Source organism: Rhizobium fabae, assembly GCF_003985135.1.
Lineage (GTDB): Bacteria > Pseudomonadota > Alphaproteobacteria > Rhizobiales > Rhizobiaceae > Rhizobium > Rhizobium pisi.
Genome location: NZ_ML133648.1, coordinates 63,747 through 82,895, shown reverse-complemented (window position 1 = coordinate 82,895; position 19,149 = coordinate 63,747). Strand labels below are relative to the sequence as shown.

The 19,149-nt window shown below is 61.5% G+C and carries 16 protein-coding genes; 9 read left to right on the top strand and 7 right to left on the bottom strand.

All coding sequences use genetic code 11. The features are described from left to right. Positions 1–23: 23 nt before the first annotated feature. From EFB14_RS09005 to EFB14_RS08990, 4 genes are all read right to left on the bottom strand, one after another. Positions 24–1,634, bottom strand: coding sequence for an ABC transporter substrate-binding protein (locus EFB14_RS09005; protein ID WP_125847879.1), 1,611 nt, complete (start codon positions 1,632–1,634; stop codon positions 24–26). A 125-nt stretch (positions 1,635–1,759) separates the two neighbouring features. After that, positions 1,760–3,157, bottom strand: a complete 1,398-nt coding sequence (locus EFB14_RS09000) for an LLM class flavin-dependent oxidoreductase (protein ID WP_125847881.1) — start codon at positions 3,155–3,157, stop codon at positions 1,760–1,762. A gap of 16 nt (positions 3,158–3,173) precedes the next feature. Beyond that, positions 3,174–4,235: an ABC transporter permease gene (locus EFB14_RS08995; protein ID WP_125847882.1), complete on the bottom strand. Its 1,062-nt coding sequence runs from the start codon at positions 4,233–4,235 to the stop codon at positions 3,174–3,176. Further along, positions 4,232–5,716: a sugar ABC transporter ATP-binding protein gene (locus EFB14_RS08990; RefSeq protein WP_126824621.1), complete on the bottom strand. Its 1,485-nt coding sequence runs from the start codon at positions 5,714–5,716 to the stop codon at positions 4,232–4,234. The genes EFB14_RS08995 and EFB14_RS08990 overlap by 4 nt, the downstream gene beginning before the upstream one ends. A 235-nt stretch (positions 5,717–5,951) precedes the next feature. Between EFB14_RS08990 and EFB14_RS08985 the strand changes: the two genes are divergently transcribed. Together EFB14_RS08985 and EFB14_RS08980 are read left to right on the top strand one after the other, a co-directional pair. Next, positions 5,952–6,998, top strand: coding sequence for a substrate-binding domain-containing protein (locus EFB14_RS08985; protein ID WP_126824618.1), 1,047 nt, complete (start codon positions 5,952–5,954; stop codon positions 6,996–6,998). A gap of 77 nt (positions 6,999–7,075) precedes the next feature. Continuing rightward, complete coding sequence (locus EFB14_RS08980) at positions 7,076–8,284, top strand: acyl-CoA dehydrogenase family protein (protein ID WP_125847888.1); 1,209 nt, start codon at positions 7,076–7,078, stop codon at positions 8,282–8,284. A gap of 80 nt (positions 8,285–8,364) precedes the next feature. On the opposite strand, the gene EFB14_RS08975 is transcribed toward EFB14_RS08980, so the two are convergent. Continuing rightward, entirely contained in the window at positions 8,365–9,582 is a 1,218-nt protein-coding gene (locus EFB14_RS08975; protein ID WP_126824615.1) for an SfnB family sulfur acquisition oxidoreductase, read from the bottom strand. A gap of 320 nt (positions 9,583–9,902) precedes the next feature. On the opposite strand from EFB14_RS08975, the gene EFB14_RS08970 reads away from it, so the two are divergent. Further along, on the top strand, positions 9,903–11,240 hold the full coding sequence (locus EFB14_RS08970) for an LLM class flavin-dependent oxidoreductase (RefSeq protein ID WP_126824612.1): 1,338 nt from the start codon (positions 9,903–9,905) through the stop codon (positions 11,238–11,240). Between the two features lie 44 nt (positions 11,241–11,284). On the opposite strand, the gene EFB14_RS08965 is transcribed toward EFB14_RS08970, so the two are convergent. After that, positions 11,285–11,521 carry a type II toxin-antitoxin system Phd/YefM family antitoxin gene (locus EFB14_RS08965; protein ID WP_245438222.1) on the bottom strand — a complete coding sequence of 79 codons (237 nt, stop codon included), beginning with the start codon at positions 11,519–11,521 and terminating at the stop codon, positions 11,285–11,287. 65 nt (positions 11,522–11,586) lie between these two features. Next, positions 11,587–12,630, bottom strand: a complete 1,044-nt coding sequence (locus EFB14_RS08960) for a substrate-binding domain-containing protein (protein WP_125847896.1) — start codon at positions 12,628–12,630, stop codon at positions 11,587–11,589. A gap of 135 nt (positions 12,631–12,765) precedes the next feature. Between EFB14_RS08960 and EFB14_RS08955 the strand changes: the two genes are divergently transcribed. From EFB14_RS08955 to EFB14_RS08930, 6 genes are all read left to right on the top strand, one after another. Further along, positions 12,766–13,800, top strand: a complete 1,035-nt coding sequence (locus tag EFB14_RS08955; RefSeq protein ID WP_126824609.1) for a Gfo/Idh/MocA family protein — start codon at positions 12,766–12,768, stop codon at positions 13,798–13,800. An 11-nt stretch (positions 13,801–13,811) separates the two neighbouring features. Continuing rightward, complete coding sequence (locus EFB14_RS08950; protein ID WP_125847900.1) at positions 13,812–14,711, top strand: sugar phosphate isomerase/epimerase family protein; 900 nt, start codon at positions 13,812–13,814, stop codon at positions 14,709–14,711. Positions 14,712–14,814: 103 nt separating this feature from the next. Then, positions 14,815–16,077, top strand: a complete 1,263-nt coding sequence (locus tag EFB14_RS08945) for an ABC transporter substrate-binding protein (RefSeq protein ID WP_125847901.1) — start codon at positions 14,815–14,817, stop codon at positions 16,075–16,077. A gap of 66 nt (positions 16,078–16,143) precedes the next feature. Continuing rightward, on the top strand, positions 16,144–17,052 hold the full coding sequence (locus tag EFB14_RS08940) for a carbohydrate ABC transporter permease (RefSeq protein WP_125847903.1): 909 nt from the start codon (positions 16,144–16,146) through the stop codon (positions 17,050–17,052). A gap of 3 nt (positions 17,053–17,055) precedes the next feature. Then, positions 17,056–17,943, top strand: a complete 888-nt coding sequence (locus tag EFB14_RS08935; protein WP_125847905.1) for a carbohydrate ABC transporter permease — start codon at positions 17,056–17,058, stop codon at positions 17,941–17,943. A gap of 61 nt (positions 17,944–18,004) precedes the next feature. Beyond that, complete coding sequence (locus EFB14_RS08930; RefSeq protein WP_125847907.1) at positions 18,005–19,081, top strand: ABC transporter ATP-binding protein; 1,077 nt, start codon at positions 18,005–18,007, stop codon at positions 19,079–19,081. Positions 19,082–19,149 lie beyond the last annotated feature (68 nt).

The window sequence follows — 19,149 nt, the reverse complement described above, 5'->3', positions numbered from 1 at the left end:
GAAGAGAATTGCCGCCGATCCTATCATGATTGCAGCGCGGTATCGCCCCAGTTCGAAACCGCCCAGCGCGGGTTGTTCGAGACGTTCAGCACAGTGTCACGCGCAACAGTAATAAAGCCCCATTCCGCAACGTTGATCAGCGGCAGGTCGGCGACCGCGAGCTGCTGGAACTTGCGATAGAGTTCGGTGCGCGCCGCGGTATCGATGGTTTCCGAGGCCTGCTGGATGATCTTGTCGAGCTCCGGATTGGCGTAGCCACCCTGGTTGGAGAAGGGCACACCATCAGGGGTGCCGGACTGGACGAGAATGGTGGTGGAGATCGCCGGATCGCCGCGGAAGACCGGCGGGCCGACCGCGAGGTCGAAGTCATGGTCGGTATAAACCGCCTTCAGATGCGCGGCCGCATCGGCATTGACGATCTCAGCATTGATGCCGATCGCGGCAAGCGCCTGACGAAGGTAGTCGCCAAACTGGCGAGTCTCGTTGAAATAGGGCGCGGGGCGGAGCTTCAGCGTGAAGCGGTTACCATCAGGCCCCTTGGTGTATCCGGCTTTGTCGAGGATGTCGTTGGCGGCGCCGGGATTGAAATCATAGGTCGCGACATCCGATGTGTAGAACTCCGGCGCATTCTTCGGCACCGGGCCTGTCGAGGCGGCGGCGTAGCCGAGGAAGATCGTATCGACCACGAATTTCTTGTCGATCGCATGCGCGATCGCCTGGCGGACTCTCAGATCGGCCAGTTCCTTGCGTCGGTGATTGATCTCGACGACGAGTTGGTAGGTCAGGGCCTCATAGCCCTTCGAAATCACCTTGATGCCAGCGACCTTCGAGATGCGGTCGAGATCGGCGAGCGGCACGGCCGAGAAGGCGGCGAGCTGGATTTCCTCGGCTTCGAGCGCGGAACCCGCCGATCCGCGATCGGGCAATACCCGGAAGACGATCTCGTCGAGTTTCGGCTGGTCCTTGTCCCAATAATTCTCGTTGCGCGTCAGCCGGTAATATTCGCCGGGCTTATGTTCGGCGAACTTGAACGGGCCGGTGCCGACCAGCGTGTTGTTGGCCGGGTTGGTAGCGATATCGGTGCCGTCGAAAATATGCTTGGCAACGACGCTTGTCACGACAGGCAGCGCATTGCGGATCAGCTGGAACGGCGTCGGCTTGGAGAAACGGAAGATGGCGGTGTAATCGTCAGGCGTATCGACGGCTTCGAGGTTGGCGAAGACCAGACGGCCGAGATTCTGCAGCGGCTTCCAGACGTTGAGCGCGGAAAAGGCGACATCGACAGAAGTGAACGGCTTGCCGTCGTGCCAGGTAACGCCATCGCGCAGCTTGAAGGTCACGGAAAGGCCGTCGGCCGAACCCTCCCAGGAGGTCGCAAGGCGCGGCGAGAGCCCGTCCTTGCCGTCGAAGGAGGCTTCGGCCAGCGGCTCGATTACTTTGCTCGCAACGAAGAAGACCCCATTCGAAGCGACGATGGCCGGATTGAGGTTCTTTGGCTCGGAATCGGCCGCAACGATCAACCGGCCGCCTTTCGGCGCATCCTGCGCCAGCGCCTGTCGGGCAAGCGCCGTCGAGGCAAGCAGCAGGGCGGTGCCCTTCATCAACGTGCGCCGCGAGATTTCTGGAATAGTCATGACCCCTCCTGATCGCCCGAAAATTCGAATGCCCATATTCAGGGCGAAATGCCGATAATCATAGAAATTAAATTCGAATGGTCAGGCTGGGCGAGACACTTTTTTGTCACCCAGCCATTATTTTTTCAACCGTTGGCGGCTTGGCGCCTGGGCTCGGCGAAGAGATTGCGATAACCGGCGCCCGGATGCGGCGCGGTAAGCCGCGGTCCGGCTCCCCCGAGCTTTTCGCGCAGCGTGCCCTTGGCATATTCGGTCTTGTAGACGCCGCGTTTCTGCAGCTCCGGGACGAGCAGATCGGCGGCATCCTCGAAACTCTCAGGTGTAACGGCATAGGCAAGATTGAAGCCGTCGACATCGGTATCCTCGACCCATTCCTGCATCAGATCGGCGACCGTCTGCGGCGAGCCGACGAAGACAGGGCCGAAACCGCCGATGCCGACCCAGTCGGCCATCTCGCGCACCGTCCATTCCTTGGTGGGATCGATGGTCGTGAAGGTCTCGACGGCCGATTGCACCGCATTGGTATGGCGGTGCCGCAGCACCTCATCCGGCCCGAACTGGCCGAAATCGATGCCGGTCCAGCCGGAGATCAGCGTCAGCGCACCCTCGAAGGAGGCATATTTGCGGTATTCGTTGAACTTCCGTTGCGCCTCCGCATCCGTTTCACCAAGCACCACGGTCTGCAGGTTAAAGGCGAGGATTTCGCGCGGGTTGCGGCCGACGCGTTCGGCCGCCTCGCGGACATTGGCGACGTAGCGCTTCAGCACGGCTTTCGACGGAGACGCGACGAAGATGCATTCGGCATGGGCGCCGGCGAAATCCTTGCCGCGGCTGGAAGCGCCGGCCTGGTAAAGCACCGGCGTGCGCTGTGGAGAAGGTTCGCTCAAGTGAATGCCGGGCACGTTGAAATGCTTGCCGGAATGGCGGATCGGGTGGACCTTATCGGGATGGGTGAAGATGCCGGTTTCCCGGTCGCGGACGACGGCATCGTCCTCCCAGCTTCCCTCCCAGAGCTTGTAGCAGACCTCGAGATATTCCTCGGCGAGATCATAGCGGTCGTCGTGCTTCGTCTGCGCCGGCTGGCCGATATTGAGCGCGCCGCTGTTGAGATAGGAGGTCACGATATTCCAACCAACGCGGCCCTTGGTCAGGTGGTCGAGCGTCGAGATGCGGCGGGCGAAAGTATAGGGATGCTCGAAGGAGAGCGATGCCGTCAGGCCGAAGCCGAGATGTTCGGTTTCGTAGGACATGGTCGGGATGAGCTGCAGCGGATCGTTGACCGGCACTTGCGCCGAATGGCGAAGCGCGGCATCGACATTGCCGTTCAGCACGTCGTAGACGCCGAGCACGTCGGCAATGAACAGTCCGTCGAACTTGCCGCGTTCCAGCGTCTTTGCCAGGTGCACCCAGTAGTCGAGATCCTTGTAGGTCCAGGATTTGTCGCGCGGATGGCGCCAGAGCCCCGGCGACTGGTGTCCGACGCAATTCATGTCGAAGGCGTTCAGCCTGATTTGGCGGGTCATGTTTTCTTCCTTGGAATTAGGGATTGCTGCGGCCGAGGCCGTAGGTCAGCGCCAAGGCTCCGACGAGCACGGCGCCCTTGACGAAATCCTGGGTGTAATAAGGGGCGTTCAGCATGGTGAGCCCGTTCAAGAGCACGCCCACGAAGACGGCGCCGGCAATCGTGCCAAGCACGTTGGGACGCCTGAGATTGAGGACGGCGAAGCCGATCAGTGCGGCCGCAACCGAATCCATCAGCAGCGAACCGCCGGAGGAGACGTCGCCACGCCCGACGCGGGCGGCAATGACGATGCCACCGAGCGATGCCAGCGTGCCCGACAGGACATAGGCGAGCGTTTTCAGCCTGACGGTCGAAGCGCCGGCAAGCCGGGTGGCGACCTCGTTGCCGCCGGTCGCAAACAGCAGCCGGCCGATGCGCGTGCGCTCGGTGAGGATGAAGAGGAGAACGGCGACTGCCACCATCAGCACCACGGAAACGGGCAGGGTGCCGAAGATGCTGTAGCGCCCGATCAGCAGGAAGGCCGGGTCGTAGGCGCCGGTCGCCTTCGATCCGTCGGGCAGGGTAAGGCCCGCCGAGATCGATCGGCCGGCGGTCGGGATCAACTGCAGGCCGGAAAGCAGGAACATCATCGCCAGCGTCGCCAGGAGATCCGGCACCTTCAGGCGCACGATCAGGAAGGCGTTGACGAGGCCGACGAGCGCGCCGAAGGCGAGCACCAGCGGCACCGTCGCATAGGCATCGAGGTGCCAGACGATCATGGCGTAACTCGCCGCCATCACGCCCGACGCGGCGACCGCGCCGATCGACAGGTCAAAACCGCCGACGGCGAGCGTGACGGTGACGCCAGCGCCGAGGATGGCGACGACGGACACCGCCTGCAGTATGCTCATCAGATTGGCGATATTGATGAAGGCGGGCTCGGCGATGGTGAAGCCGACGACGAGAGCCGCAAGCAGGATAAACACCGCGCCCGCCCGGAGGAACGCTCCGAGGGCGGCGAGACGGCTGCTGCCTGATTGCTGCAGTGCCTTTGGCCGGGCGCTTGCCTGTGGAAGGGTGTCGTTATCGACCGTCGTCATGCAGATATTCCCTGGATGGCAGAATGAAAAGCGACGCCGTCTGCCGCCGGCCTCAACACGTGGTGGTCGATGACGAGGATGCGGTCGGCCACTTCATAGGCCTCCTCCGGATCGGAGGTCGCAATCAGCGTCGCCCGGTCGGTGCGAGCGCGGATTGCCCGGATGATATCGTGACGGGCGCCGACGTCGACGCCCTGGAAGGGTTCGTCGAGTAGCAGCAGCCGGCTCGGCTCCGCCTCCCAGCGCGCGATCACCGCCTTCTGCTGGTTGCCGCCGGAGAGCGACCAGACCGAGGCGAGGGGACCGGCCGCCTTGATGCCGAGACGGGCGATTGCCTGTTCGGCCTCGCGTCTTTCACGCCCGCCGACAAGGAAACCACTGGGATACCATTTGCCAAGATGCGGCAGGCTGATCGTCGCCGATAGCGAATGGCCCGGCCATGCCGGCGGCATCAGCGAGGAACAATGACGGTCTTCGGCGGCCATGGCGACACCTGCGGCGATCGCTTCACCAGGGTTTTTCGGCCGGTACGGCCGGCCGTCGAGGAACATCTGGCCGCCAGCAAGCGCCGTCACGCCGAAGATCGCCTGGAGCAGCCGGCTCTTGCCCGCGCCGAGCACGCCTGTTACCGCGACCACCTCGCCCTCATGCAGCGACAGATCGAAGGTCGCGCTTGCAGGCAGCAGGCTGATATCGCGCATCTCGAAAATCGCAGGTCCGGTCGCCGGTCGCGCATCCGGCCGGGCGGCATCCAGTCTGCGGCCGATCATCGTCTCGATGGCGCTCGAAAAATCGATCGGTCGCGAGAAGGTGCCGACAACGCGGCCGCCACGCATGACGAGCGCGCGGTCAGCGATCGCTTCGAGATCGGCGGTGCGGTGCGAGATATAAAGGATCGCCAGACCCCGATTGCGAAGCCTCAGCAGAATATCGAAGAGGCGCCGGCTTTCCTCTCCGGAAAGGCTCGCCGTCGGCTCGTCGAGGATGAGGAGATCGGCGCGGTTAGCGAGCGCCCGGGCAATCGCCACGAGTTGCCGGTCGGCGCTGGAGAGCTCGCCGAAATCACGATCGAGCGGCAGGCTGAAGCCGGCGGCATCGAGCATCGCCTGCGCGGCGCGTCGGATGCCGGCCCGCGAGACGAAGAAGGGCATGCTGCGATCGGCGAACCGGTTGAGCAGCAAGGCATCGGCCACGTCCAGGCCGGCCGCACCGACCAAATCCGTCGATTGGTGCACGGTGACGACGCCGGCCTTTGCCGCTTCGGCCGGGCTGCGCGGCGCAAAGGGGTGGCCATCGAGAGTGATCGTGCCACCATCAGCTGGAAGTACGCCGGACAGGATCTTCACCAGCGTCGACTTTCCCGCGCCGTTCGCGCCCATCAACGCCACGATCTCACGACGCTCGATCGAAAGACCAGCGCCGGCAAGCGCCCGCGTCGACCCGAAACTGCGGGTAATATCTTTAACGTGAAGAAGGGGCATCGTTCATGTCCGGGACTGCATTCGTAGCCGGAGTGTGCCCTGTCCGGACGGTCGATTTCCAGGCACGCATTTCCCCGGCGGGCGGTGCTGGCGAAACAAAGAATCTCTCGCAGCCCGCAAAATCGGATCATTTACTCTACTAAAAACATAGAGATTATATCTAAATAATCCGACGCGTCGCGAGGGCTGTCGGACCTGTCAGACGACGCTTTCGTTTGCTAGAAGGAACGCGACGATGAAATCCCTCGCACGGCTTGCACTGTCTGCCGCCGTCATTCCGCTCATTTTCATTCAAGGCGCCAAAGCCGACGGCCTGTCCGGCGCTCCAGCCCCCTTCGATAAGGGCGGCGTCAAGGTAGCTTTGATCAGCTACATCTCGGCCGGCGACTTCTTCCAGGCTTACCAGGCGGGCGCAGAAGCCCAGGCCAAGGCGCTCGATATCGACCTGCGCATCTTCCCCGGCCGGCAGGACGCCGCCGAGCAGCGTGAGCAGATCCTGCAGGCGATCAATCTCGGCGTCTCCGGCATCGTCATCGATCACGGCCTGCCGGAATCGCTCGGCGACGTCGTGCAGCAGGCCCTCGACAAGGGCATCAAGGTCGTAGCCTTCGACGTCAACCTCAACAATCCGAAGATCCCGCAGGTAGAGCAAAGCGACCACGAGCTTGCCTCGCTGGCTCTCGAGCAGGTGGCGAAGGACAACGGCAAGGACTTCAAAGCGGGCTACGTCTATGTTGCGGGCTTCGCGCCGCTCGACCGCCGCAACGAGGTCTGGGACAAGTTCAAGTCGGACAATAAGGGCGTCGTCGAAAAGGCCCGCTTCGGCAACGTCAGCGACACGACGGCGACCTCGACCGCCGACCAGGCGAAGGCCGCGCTCACCGCCAATCCCGATATTTCGGTCGTCTTCGCCCCCTATGACGAATTCGCCCGCGGCGTGAAGCTTGCCGCCAATGGCCTCGGCATATCAAGCAAGCTTAAGATCTATTCGGCCGACGTCTCGACAGCCGATATTCAGGAAATCACCGAGGTAGGCAGCCCATGGGTTGCGACCGTCGCGACCAATCCTGCCGTCGTCGGCGCCGTCTCCATCCGCGCCGCAGCCCTCGAAATCGCCGGCCAGGCGGTTCCCCACCAGATCACGATCAAGCCGACGCTTCTGACGCAGGAGAGCCTGCGCGCCGCCGGCGTCAAGACGATCGAGGACCTGGCGGCAAAGATCCCGGCCTTCAGCACAAGCGATGCGGCAACCGCAAGCTGGATTCCGGACAAGCTTTTTTGAGGAGGTCACCCTCGATCCTTCCGGCGGGAGCCTCGGTTCCCGCCGGATCATCTTTTTGGAGAATTGGAGCCCCGTCCATGAGCCAGTCCAATGTCGTCTTTGCGGCCAGCCGCAACCCGACGCGAGAAGACCTTTTTGCGCGTGCTGAGGATATTTCTGCCGATCTTTCCAGGCGCGCCGCAGATCTCGACCGCGAAGGCCGCCCGCCGCTTGGCGAGATCGTCAAGTTAAAGAATGCCGGGCTGCTCAATGCGCTGCATCCCCGCGAGATCGGCGGCGGTGGCCTCGATTGGGTCGATGGGCTGAAGCTGGTGCGCATTCTTGCCCGCGGCGAGAGCTCGATCGGCCAGTTGCTCGGCTATCACTATGTCAACAGCCAGTATATTTACTGGGCGCTCGATGCGGCGCGCGCCCATGCGCTGGGCAGCGAGACGGTCGCCAGGAACCTCTATTGGGGTGCGGCCGTCAATCCGCGCGATCCGGGGCTGACGCTCACCCGGCGCGGCAACGGCTATGTGCTGAACGGGCGCAAATCCTTCTCCACGGCGGCGCGGGTCTCCGAATATATCAACGCCAATGCGGCCCTCGACGACAAGATCGCCGGTTTCGCCGTGCCGACCAATCGTCCCGGCTATATCGCCAATGACGACTGGGACAATATCGGCCAGCGCCTCTCCGACAGCGGCAGCGTCGAGTTCCGCGACTTCCCCGTCTATGAGGAGGACTTCGTCGGTGCGCCCGCCGCACCCGATGCGGCACCGCCCGTGCTCTCGACCTTCAACACGCCGTTCATCCAGTTGGTCTTCGTCAACTTCTACCTCGGCACCGCCGAAGGTGCGCTGCAGGCGGCCGTTGACTACGTCAGAACGACGACCCGGCCCTGGCTCACCTCCGGCGTCGAGCGAGCAGCGGACGATCCCTATATCCTCGAACGCGTCGGCGAATTCACCGCGGCGCTGAAGGCCTCGACGGCTCTTGCCGACAACGCGGCCACTGCCGTGCAGGCAGGTCTTGCCCGCGGCCGCGATGTAACCGCGCGCGAGCGCGGCGAGGCGGCGGCGGAAGCCTATGCAGCCAAGGTGCACGCCACGCATGTTTCGCTCGATATCACCTCGCGCGTCTTCGAGCTGACCGGCGCACGCTCGACGGCCGACAAATACCGCTTCGACCGTTTCTGGCGCAATGTCCGCACCCACACGCTGCACGACCCGGTCTTCTACAAGGCCAAGGAAGTCGGCGAATTCGTGCTGAACGACAAGATACCGGAGGTCAGTCTCTACAGCTGATACGACCGCACCTCCCACGAATATGAAAAACCCCATTGCCGGGCCGGCAATGGGGTTTTTGTTTGGGAGGAATGGAAGTGTCAGAGCGCGCCGTTTTTCGGCGGCGTCACGCCGTTCAGATGGTAGTTGCCGACCACGTGGTATTTCCAGCGAACGGGATCGTGCAGCGTATGGGTGCGGGCATTGCGCCAGTGGCGGTCGAGATTGAGGCCGACCTGCACGGACGAGGTTCCGGCAAGCTCGAACAGCGTATTCGCAGCCTCGATCGCTACTTCTGTCGTCAGCACTTTCGCCGCGGCGACCGCAAGCGTCGCCGCGATCACCTTTTCATCCGTCGTCTCGACCTGCGCGGCATCGACCTTGTGGCCGGCGCGCTCGACAAGAGCCGTTGCGGCTTCGAGCCGGATGGCGGTCTGGCCGATCTTGGCGATGGTCAGCGGATCGTCGGAGGCACGGTCGAGGCCGCTATCCATCCAGGGGCGCGATTTCGTCCTGACGAACTCAAGCGTTTCGGCGAAAGCCGCCCGCGCGATACCGAGATCGACGCCAGCATGAATGATCTGGCCGACGGAACCGATCGTCGTCGGCCGCTCGAAACCCTTGTGGTGAGAGACGACGGAATCGGCGCTGACATAGACATTGTCGAGGATCGTAGTGCCGCTGCCGGTTGTGCGCTGGCCGAAACCGTCCCAGTCGTCGACGATCTCGACGCCTTCGGTGCCCTTCGGCACGAAGGCCATGGTCAGCCGATCCTCCGGATCGAGCGCGAAGACGGTGATCCAGTCGGCGAAGAGCACGCCCGTGGAATAGAATTTGCGGCCGTTGATCCGGTAGCCCGGACCGTCGCGGGTGATGCGTGTGTTGTAATGGCCGACCGTCTTGGTGCCGCGCTCGGACAGCGCATTGCCGAAACGATCGCCGGCCAGCACGCGCCCGAAGAAATAGCGCTGCTGCTCTTCGCTGCCGTCGGTTCTCAGCGCCTCAAGAATATAAAAATGGTTCTGCGGGATCTGGCCGATCGAACCGTCCGCCTCCGACAGAATCGCGGTAATCTCGGCGAGCACCGCATTGGAGACGTCGAGCCCACCATATTGGGCCGGCACCGTGATCGCGAGCAGTCCGGACTGTGCGAGAAGGTCGAGTTCGGCAAACGGCAGGATCCGGTCGGCATCGCGCTCGGCGGCGCGCGCGGCAAATTGTGCCGCCAGTCTGCGGGCGGTTGCAATCGCTTCCTCGTCACTGCCGATACGGGCGGCCACGGGCCGGATCTGGTCTGCTTGCCTCAGCACGGTGTTCATCGATGTCTCCAATTCTGACGATGCTATCGGTGAAAGAAATCGAACGCCGAGATAAGAGTACAAATTCTATAGATGTGGTCGAAAATAAAATGTGTTTGCTTATCGGCTTCTGGCTGCCGCGATTAGTGTCTCGGTCCGGCGGTTTTGCGAAAACGTGGCCGGAAAAGCGCCGAAATCGCTACCGGAAATTAGCGGAGCCGGCCTCGATTTGAATTCGGCGAGTTCCTACGTAACCGCTATCCGATGCGTCGCCGCAGCGGTTCCAGACAGAACGCCAATGCGGGGCAGGCCGCCGCCTTGCCCGATCCATGAGGAAAGTCATGACTCGTTCACGGCAGTTGCGCCTCGGCGCTTTCATGCGTCCCGTCAGCCTGCACACCGGCGCGTGGCGCTATCCCGGTTCCTACCCCGACGCCAATTTCAATTTCGCGCATCTGAAGTCCTTCGCGCAGGCGCTGGAACGGGCGAAATTCGACGCCTTCTTCATGGCCGATCACCTCGCCGTGCTCAACATGCCGGTCGAAGCACTCAGGCGCAGCCACACCGTGACCTCCTTCGAGCCTTTCACGTTGCTGTCGGCGCTGGCAGCGGTGACGGAGCGCATCGGCCTTGTCGCCACCGCTTCCACCACTTTCGACGAGCCCTATCACATCGCCCGCCGCTTCGCCTCGCTCGACCATATCAGCGGCGGCCGCGCCGGCTGGAACATCGTCACCACATCGAACCCGGATGCGGCTCTCAATTTCGGGCTGGACGAACATGTGGAGCATGGCGAGCGTTATCACCGGGCGCGAGAATTCTACGATGTCGTGACCGGGCTCTGGGACAGCTTCGCCGACGATGCCTTCATTCGCGACCGGGAAAGCGGCCTATTCTTCGATCCGGAGAAGATGCATGTGCTCGGGCACAAGGGCGAGGAACTCAGCGTGCGCGGACCGCTCAATATCGCCCGGCCGCCGCAGGGATGGCCCGTCATCGTCCAGGCCGGCCAGTCGGACCCCGGCCGCCAGCTTGCCGCGGAAACCGCCGAGATGGTCTTCTGTTCGCCGCGCGATCTTACCGCCGGCAAGGCGCTTTATGCCGATATCAAGGGTCGCATGGAAGCGATCGGCCGTGACCGCGATCACCTGAAGATTCTGCCGGCAGGCTTCGTCATCGTCGGCGACAGCATCGAGGAAGCGCGCGCCAAACGCGCCACGCTCGACAGCCTGGTCCATTACGACAGTGCCATCGCCTCGCTTTCGATCGCGCTCGGCCATGATGCGTCCGGCTTCGATCCCGACGCGCCGCTACCATCAGATATTCCCGACACCAATGCCAGCAAGACTGGTCGGGTGCAGGTGCTGAAGCTTGCTGCGGAAGAAAATCTGACCGTGCGTCAGCTGGCCCAGCGCTACGGCGGCTATGCCGGCCTTGCCTTCGTCGGTACGCCGGCCAGCATCGCCGACGAGATGGAGCGGTGGCTGGATGAGGAGGGTTCTGATGGCTTCAACATCGTCTTCCCCTACCTGCCGCAGGGTCTCTTCGACGTCACCGAACGGCTGGTTCCCGAGCTTCAGCGCCGCGGCCTCTTTCGCAGCGAATACGAGGGCACGACGCTGCGCGAACACCTCGGATTGCCGCGGCCGGAAAACCGGTTTTTCGCCACCGGTAGGTAACACGCTGCGGGCAGCCCCGCGCGGAAAGACGATACAAGTAGCCGTCAGAATTCGACGATCCTGTTGTTGAAGCCCAGCCGCGCGGCTTCGAATTCCCTTTCATCACCGGAGGGATCGCGCAATGCCTCAAACAGCGTCTTCGGCGCTGTCCAGTTCGCTTGAAATTCAGCATAGCTGACAAGGACATAGGCTACTTCGCCGCGAGCAGTGATCAGCAGCGGCCGAGCGCTCGCTTCCTTCTTCGCGTTGCTCGGATTCCGGTTGAAGGCTGCGCCGGTCATGAAAGACATTTTCATCGAAACCACCCACTCTCCATCAAGCAGGGACTATACCCAACCAACCGCCTTCAGACTATGGCCCCGACATCGAACGCGTCGCTTTCTCCCGGCACCAGTTCGAGGGGCCAGATGATGTCGCGGCCGCTGTCCGGATAGAAATCGCGATACGCTGGCATGTTGGCGAGAAGCATCCGGCCGAGATCGACGCCGAGATCGTACAGCGAAATTCGGAAGCAGCTCAGCGACGGCTGCAGGAACCGTGCGCGCGGAGCGTCGCGGAAGCCAATCACAGCAAGGTCGCGGCCAGGCAGGATGCCCGATTCCATCAGGCGGCGGTAAAGGCCGATCGCCATCAGCTCATAGATCAGGATCACCGCCGTCGGCCGCTCTTCGAGCTGCAGCAGTTCATGGGCCGCCTGATAGCCGCCCTGCTCGCTCGACTTGACACGGATGACGAGAGCCGGGTCGAAGGCAATATCGTGTCGCTCGAGCGCGCGGCGATAGCTTCCGACAAAGAGATAACCGAGATTGGCTTCGCTCGACGGCGCGGTGATCGCGATCCGACGGTGGCCGCGCGCAATCAGCCGTTCGACCGCGTGATCGGCCACGCCCTCGAAATCGAGATCGATCCATGGAAAATTCCCGGCCGAAAGGCTGCGGCCGAGCGCGACGAAGGGGATCTTGGCCCGCGATAGAAAGTCGATACGCCGGTCGACGCGTTGCGTATCCGAGATGATCATCGCATCGACGATGCGCCGCGCCACCATTCGCTTCAGATATTCGTGCGGGTCCTCATCGCTCGGGCAGGGCAGCATCACGAGGTCGAGCTTGTGGCGGGCAAAGACGCTCTGCAGACCGCTGGTGACGCCGAGGAAGAAGTTGTCGGCATTCTCAACCGTCTCTTTGCTGGATTCGATCATCAACCCGATGACCTTCGTCTCTCCTTGCCGCAGGCTCCGCCCAGACTGGTTGGCGACATAGCCAAGTTCCTCGGCCGCAGCCAGCACGCGCCGGCGGGTTTCCTCGTTCACGTCAGGTTTGCCGTTCAGCGCGCGGGAGACCGTGCCGATCGAAATATCCAGGTGTTCGGCAAGCTGGCGAATCCCTGTCATTGCTGACGATTTTCCTCCGATCCGCACTTTCGCATCGACCTCTATTGACATCTCAAAATATTTCCGCCTACATTCGTAAACGTTTACGGAGTGCGTGTCACCAGGAGAGTTGGCGCCATTCCCTCGGAGGAAATCGTGAAATTCAGAGCCATTTTGTGCGGGTGCGGAGCTATGTCCAAAGGTTGGTTGCGCGCCATTGCGTCCAACCCCGTCCTGGCAGATTCCATCGCCATCGTCGGCCTCGTTGACCTGAACCGGGAGACCGCGGAAAACCTCGCAGCCGAGTTCGGCCTTGAGGGTGCCGTCATTGGTTCGGACCTCTCCGAGGTCATCGCCGCGACGAAGGCCGACCTGGTCTTCGACATCGTCATCCCGTCCGCTCGTTACGACGTCGTTTCGACGGCTCTCAAGGCCGGCTGCCACGTACTCAGCGAAAAGCCGATGGCTGCTTCACTTGCCGAGGGCGCCGCGCTGATCGATCTCGCGGCAGAAACCGGCCGCATTCACGCTGTCATCCAGAACCGCCGCTTCATATCGGGCATCCGGCGCCTGCGCCGTTTCGTCGAGAGTGGGGCGATCGGCGAACTCACCGGCATCCATTGCGACTTCTTCCTCGCGCCGCATTTCGGGGGCTTCCGCGATGAGATGGACAATGTGCTGCTTCTCGATATGGCGATCCACACTTTCGATGCGGCACGCTACGTTGCGGATAAGAAGCCGCTCGCCGTCTATTGCGTCGAGCGCAATCCGAAGGGTTCCTGGTACAGGCACGGCGCTTCGGCCAATGCCATCTTCGAATTTTCCGACGACGTCGTCTTCACCTATCGCGGCTCATGGTGCGCCGAGGGCGAGCGCACCAGCTGGGAAAGCCAGTGGCGGCTTGTCGGCTCGAAAGGAATGCTCACCTGGGACGGCGAGGAAGGCTTCAAGGCGGCCATTGCCGGCGAAGAGCCCGGCCTTCTGCGTGGCGTTACTTGCGTAAACGTTCCCGGTCCGGAACGTGACGGGGAAACCCACGGCCACGCCAGCGTCATCGCCGACTTCATCGCGGCGATCCGCAGCGGCAAACAGCCAGAGACCGTCAATTCCGACAATATCAGAAGCCTTGCCATGGTCTTCGGCGCGATCGAAAGCGCCAAGAGCGGCCGGCGCATCGAAATTTCAGCATAGGATGAAGTGACGTGAGCAACCCTGCAAAATCCATTCGCATCGGCACCATGGTCAGCGGCAACAAGGGCGATGCCGCCGCGCGCATCGGCCAGATTGCCGACCTGGGCTTCGAGAGCTTCGAACCCTTCTTCTGGCAGACGACGAAGGGCCAGAACCTCGCCGAACTCGGCAAGCGTTGCCTCGATGCGATCGGCGACCGCGACATCACCATTTCGACGCTTGGCATGTTCGGCAACCCGCTGGAAGAAGACGCAATCGACCTGGAGACCCTGCAGGGCTGGAAGGACTGCATCGACAATGCCCACCACTTCGGCGCCACCTGCGTCGCCGGCTTCACCGGCCGCGTCCGCGGCAAGCCGCTGACCGACAGCCTGCCGCGCTACAAGCAGATCTGGAGCGAACTCGCCAAGCGCGCCGCCGACAAGGGCATCAAGATCGCCTTCGAAAATTGCGCCATGGACGGCAACTGGGCAAGTGGCGACTGGAACATCGCGCACAATCCCGATGCCTGGGAACTGATCTTCAACGAGACGCCGGATGACCACATCGGACTGGAATGGGAACCGTGTCATCAGATGGTCTATCTGATCGACCCCTTGCCGCAGATCCGCAAATGGGCGCACAAGTTCTTCCACGTCCACGGCAAGGACGCGACCATCCGCTGGGAGGTCATCAAGGAACACGGCATCTTCGGCAAGGAGAAGTTCGTCTTCATGCGCACGCCGGGCTTCGGCGACAGCAACTGGACCGACATCATTTCCGAACTGCGCCTTGCCGGCTGGTCGGGCTCGATCGACATCGAAGGCTGGCACGACCCAGTCTATCGCGACGAACTCGAAATGACTGGCCAGGTTCACGGGCTCAACTATCTAAAGAAATGCCGGGGCGGAGATTTCATTGTTGATCCCTGATCAACCGCCTAAGATGCGCCCCGCCGGGCTGGGAGGCCCGGCGGGGCGCCATGACTGACTACTTGGTCTTTTCGCGGCGCAGCCGCTTTTTTGGGAGGAAAGCATGAAAAGAATTGCAACACTTGCGCTAGCACTCGGCACGGCGATGCTGATGACATCGATCGGCCATGCCGAACAGAAGACCTTCAAGATCTGGTGGTTCGAGGAGCCGACCACGGCTCAGGGCATTGTCTGGAAGAAGGCGCTCGAGGAGTTCAAGGCGAAACATCCGGACATTAACGTCAGCTTCGAGCAGAAGACCTTTCAGCAGTTGCAGGCCTCAGGCGGCATGATCCTCAATTCCGATCAGGCCCCCGACGTGCTCGAGTACAACAAGGGCAATGCGACCGCTGGCTTGGTTGCAAGCCAGGGATTGCTGACCAATCTGGATGCCTATGTGAAGAAGGAAGGCTGGGACAAGATCCTTAACGAAGGCGATTTTGTCCTAAGCCGTTATGACGAAAAGGGCATCTATGGCTCCGGCCCTGTTTGGGGCGTCTCGGTCTTCGGGGAATATGTTTCGTGCTTCTACAATATTGACATGTTCGAAAAGGCAGGCCTCAAGCCGCCGACGACGCTCGAAGAGTGGGTCGCTGACTTGGAAGCCTTCAAGCAGAAGGGTCTCACGCCTCTCGCGCTCGGTGCCATCGACACCAGTGGCCAGCACTTGCTTGCCTCTCTCGCCTACACCAAGGCCGATGACGCCTGGGTCCAGAACTATCAGGGTTTGAAGACCCCCCTCGACGGCGCGCCCTACCTGTATGCGGCGCAGACATTGGTCGACTGGGTCAGCAAGGGCTACATCAACAAGGACTCCACGGGCATGAAGGACCCGGACGCAGCTCTGCTCTTTACCTCCGGCAAGGCACCGATGTACGTCTCGGGCACGTGGAATCTTGGGACCTTTGCCTCCACCATCAAGGACTTCAAGTGGGGTCAGTTCGTCATTCCGACGCCGAAATTTTCAGTCGGCTCGACAGGCAATCTCTGGGTCGTTCCCAAGGGTAGCAAGAATCCCGATCTCGCCGCCGAGTGGATCAGCCTGACCTTGTCGCCGAAGTACCAAGCTGAACTCGGCAATGCCGGCGGCGTGCCGATCGCCGCTGATCTTTCCGCCATCACCAACCCCATTGGCAAGAACGCCGCAGCGGTTTTCAAGCAGATCTCTGACAAAAACGGCCTCGGCTTCTATCCTGACTGGCCGGTCCCCGGCTACTACGACGTGCTCAATCAGAAGGATACCGGTCTCTTCCAGGGCAGTCTGACTGCGGAACAGTTCGTCGAACAGATCAAGCAGGTTTACGACGACGCGCAGGAAAATCAGTAGCGCGACCTTGAACGCTGGGCTGCGCCTCTGGCGCAGCCCATTCTGGGAGGCTGAAGGAAGAATAATATGGCCATATCCAGCCAGCGATCGAGCGACGGTTCTCGAAGCTATAGCCTCTACCTCATCCCGGGGGCGATCGGCTTCATTCTGATCGTGCTCATACCGCAGCTTGCTAATATCGGGCTGAGTTTCACGGCATGGAAAGGCGTTGGCACGCCGCGACCGGTCGGCCTGCAGAACTATCATCGCCTGCTTACGGACGATCAATTCTGGGGATCGATGTATCACACGCTGCTGTTCATCGTCTCGATGACCGTGATACCTGTGTGCATCGGCCTGGTGCTGGCCGCTCTGCTGTTCGACTACGTCAGGGACCAATTCGGGGAATGGGTCTCGAGCTTCTTCAGGGCCGGTTTTTACTTACCGCAGATTCTGCCCGTAACGGTCGCGGGCGTGCTCTGGGGCTGGATTCTCAATCCCGTCGGTGTCATCAACATCACGCTCAAGGCCATCGGCCTTGATAATCTCGCCCAGAACTGGATCGGCGATGCGACATACGCGCTTGCTTCCGTCTCGCTCGTTATTGTCTGGATACAGGTCGGCTATTGTCTGGTGGTTTTCATGGCCGGTCTTTCGCGCATCGACCCTTCTCTCTACGAGGCTGCCGACCTCGACGGGGCAAACTGGTGGAGCCGGCTGGTGACACTCACCATTCCACTCCTGGCGCCGGAGATTTTCGTCGTTGTGCTGACCACGCTGATCGCAGCGCTTAAGGTCTTTGCGCCAATCTTTGTCATCACCGCCGGCGGCCCCGACAATTCCACCCTGGTGCCATCTTATCTGACTTACTACCACTTCTTCACAACGCAACGCGTCGGCTATGCCGCAGCCATCGCGGTCGTGCAAACGACTCTGACGATCGCTTTGGCTGTGATTTTCCTACGCTTCCAGAGCCAGCAGGAGTCGAAGGAGTAGATCATGGCTTACTCAGTTCTCAGCGATGGTAAGACCAAGGCAAAGGCGACGGCGGCAGCCGATCGCGCGCGACGCGATCCCATGCGGTGGGTGGTGCTGGCCATCCTTATTCTACTTCTCGCCTTTACGCTCTTTCCCTTTTTCCTTGCTCTGCTCAACGCCGTCAAGGCGAGCGCCGAATACGCAGTCGGCGGACCGCTTTCGATTCCTCGGTCGATCGATCTCACGGCGATCGAGAAATTCTGGACGGTGTCTGATTTCAGCCGCAAGCTCCTCAACAGCGTGGTGATCAGTCTCGCTGTGTCGGTGTTGGGGGTACTGATAAGCCTGTTCAACGCCTATGCGATTGGGGTCGGCAAGGTGCCGGGTTCGCGCGTGATTTTGGTGATCTTTCTTCTCGGCATTATGGTGCCGCAGGAGTCCATCATTTACCCGCTTTACTACATGGCGAAAGCGAGCGGCCTCTACGATACGCAGCTTTCCGTGATCATCATTTTCGCGGTCCTGCAAAGCGCTTTCGGGACTTACCTGCTCTCGACCGTGCTGAGTACCTTTCCCAAGGAAATCCTCGAAGCGGCGGAGATGGATGGCTCGACCCACTGGAAAACGCTGTGGTTCGTAGTCGTCCCGGTGCTGAGGCCGACGCTCATGGTCCTGGGAACCTTCTTTTTCATCTGGACTTGGAACGAATTCTTGATCCCGCTCGTCATGCTGGTGTCCAACAACAACCAGACGGTCTCGGTCGCCATGGGCCTCACCCGCGGTCAGAACATGTCGGACCCGGTGCTGCAGGCCTCGGCCGCTTTCCTGGGTATAATACCGACCGTGATCTTCTTCTTGATCTTCCAGCGCACGCTAACGCGCGGCATCGCCGCTGGAGCAGTCAAGTGACGACGTTTTTCACCCTTGACCATCTCATCGGTCCCGGTTGGGGACCAGCAAGGTTTTCGGTATGAGCCACGACATCCAAATCGAACTCTCGGGCGTCGAGAAGCACTACGGCGCCTTTCACGCGCTTAAGAACGTCAACCTTTCAATTCCGAAGGGCACTTTCGTGGCGCTGGTCGGTCCGTCCGGATGCGGCAAGTCCACGTTGCTCCGTTCGCTTGCCGGGCTGGAAAAAATTACCGGCGGCACGCTGAAGATTGCCGGCAAGGTGATGAACGACGTGCCGCCGCGGGCACGCGATATCGCCATGGTTTTTCAGAGTTACGCCCTCTATCCGCATATGACGGTGGAACAGAACCTGACCTATTCGCTGAAGATGCACCGCGTCCCCAAGGCTGAGGCAAAACAGAAAGCCGAGGAAGTCGCTGCCATCACCGGTCTTTCCCGGCTGCTCGACCGTTATCCGCGCCAGCTTTCGGGGGGCCAACGACAGCGCGTTGCCATGGGCCGCGCCATTATCCGCAACCCCCAGGCCTTCCTGTTCGACGAGCCGCTTTCCAACCTTGATGCCGCGTTGCGTGTCTCGATGCGCAAGGAAATCCGCGCCCTGCACGACCGGCTGGGCGCCACCTTCGTTTACGTCACGCACGACCAGGTCGAAGCGATGACGATGGCCGACCATGTGGTGGTGATGCGCGACGGCGTCATCGAACAGCAGGGGGCACCACTTGATCTCTACGACCGGCCGGCAAACCGCTTCGTTGCCGGCTTCATCGGTTCGCCGGCGATGAATTTCATTCCCGCGATCGTTGGGGATGACGGAAAGAGCCTGATCCTGGATTTCGGCGCGGTAAAGCAGACGCTTGCGATAGCCCGCGCCGTCGAGCCGGGGCGCAAGCTCGTCGCGGGCATTCGGCCGGAGCATATCGAGGTCGTTGCCCCCGGCCATGGCAGCTTCGACGTACCGATCGCCTTCGTCGAATCGACTGGTTCGTCGACCTTCATCGTCGCGGCGACCCAGCCGGAACTGACGATCGTCGAGTCGCGGCGCGACAGAGTCAAAACCGGAGAGACAATCGGGCTTTCGGTCGATCCGGCCCAGGTCCATCTCTTTGACGCATCAACCGAGCGCCTGATATAATATCCGTCGGGCAAGGGTGCGGCCAGCTTCATAAAACCATCATCGGCCTCTGCGAAGGGAGTGGCTCC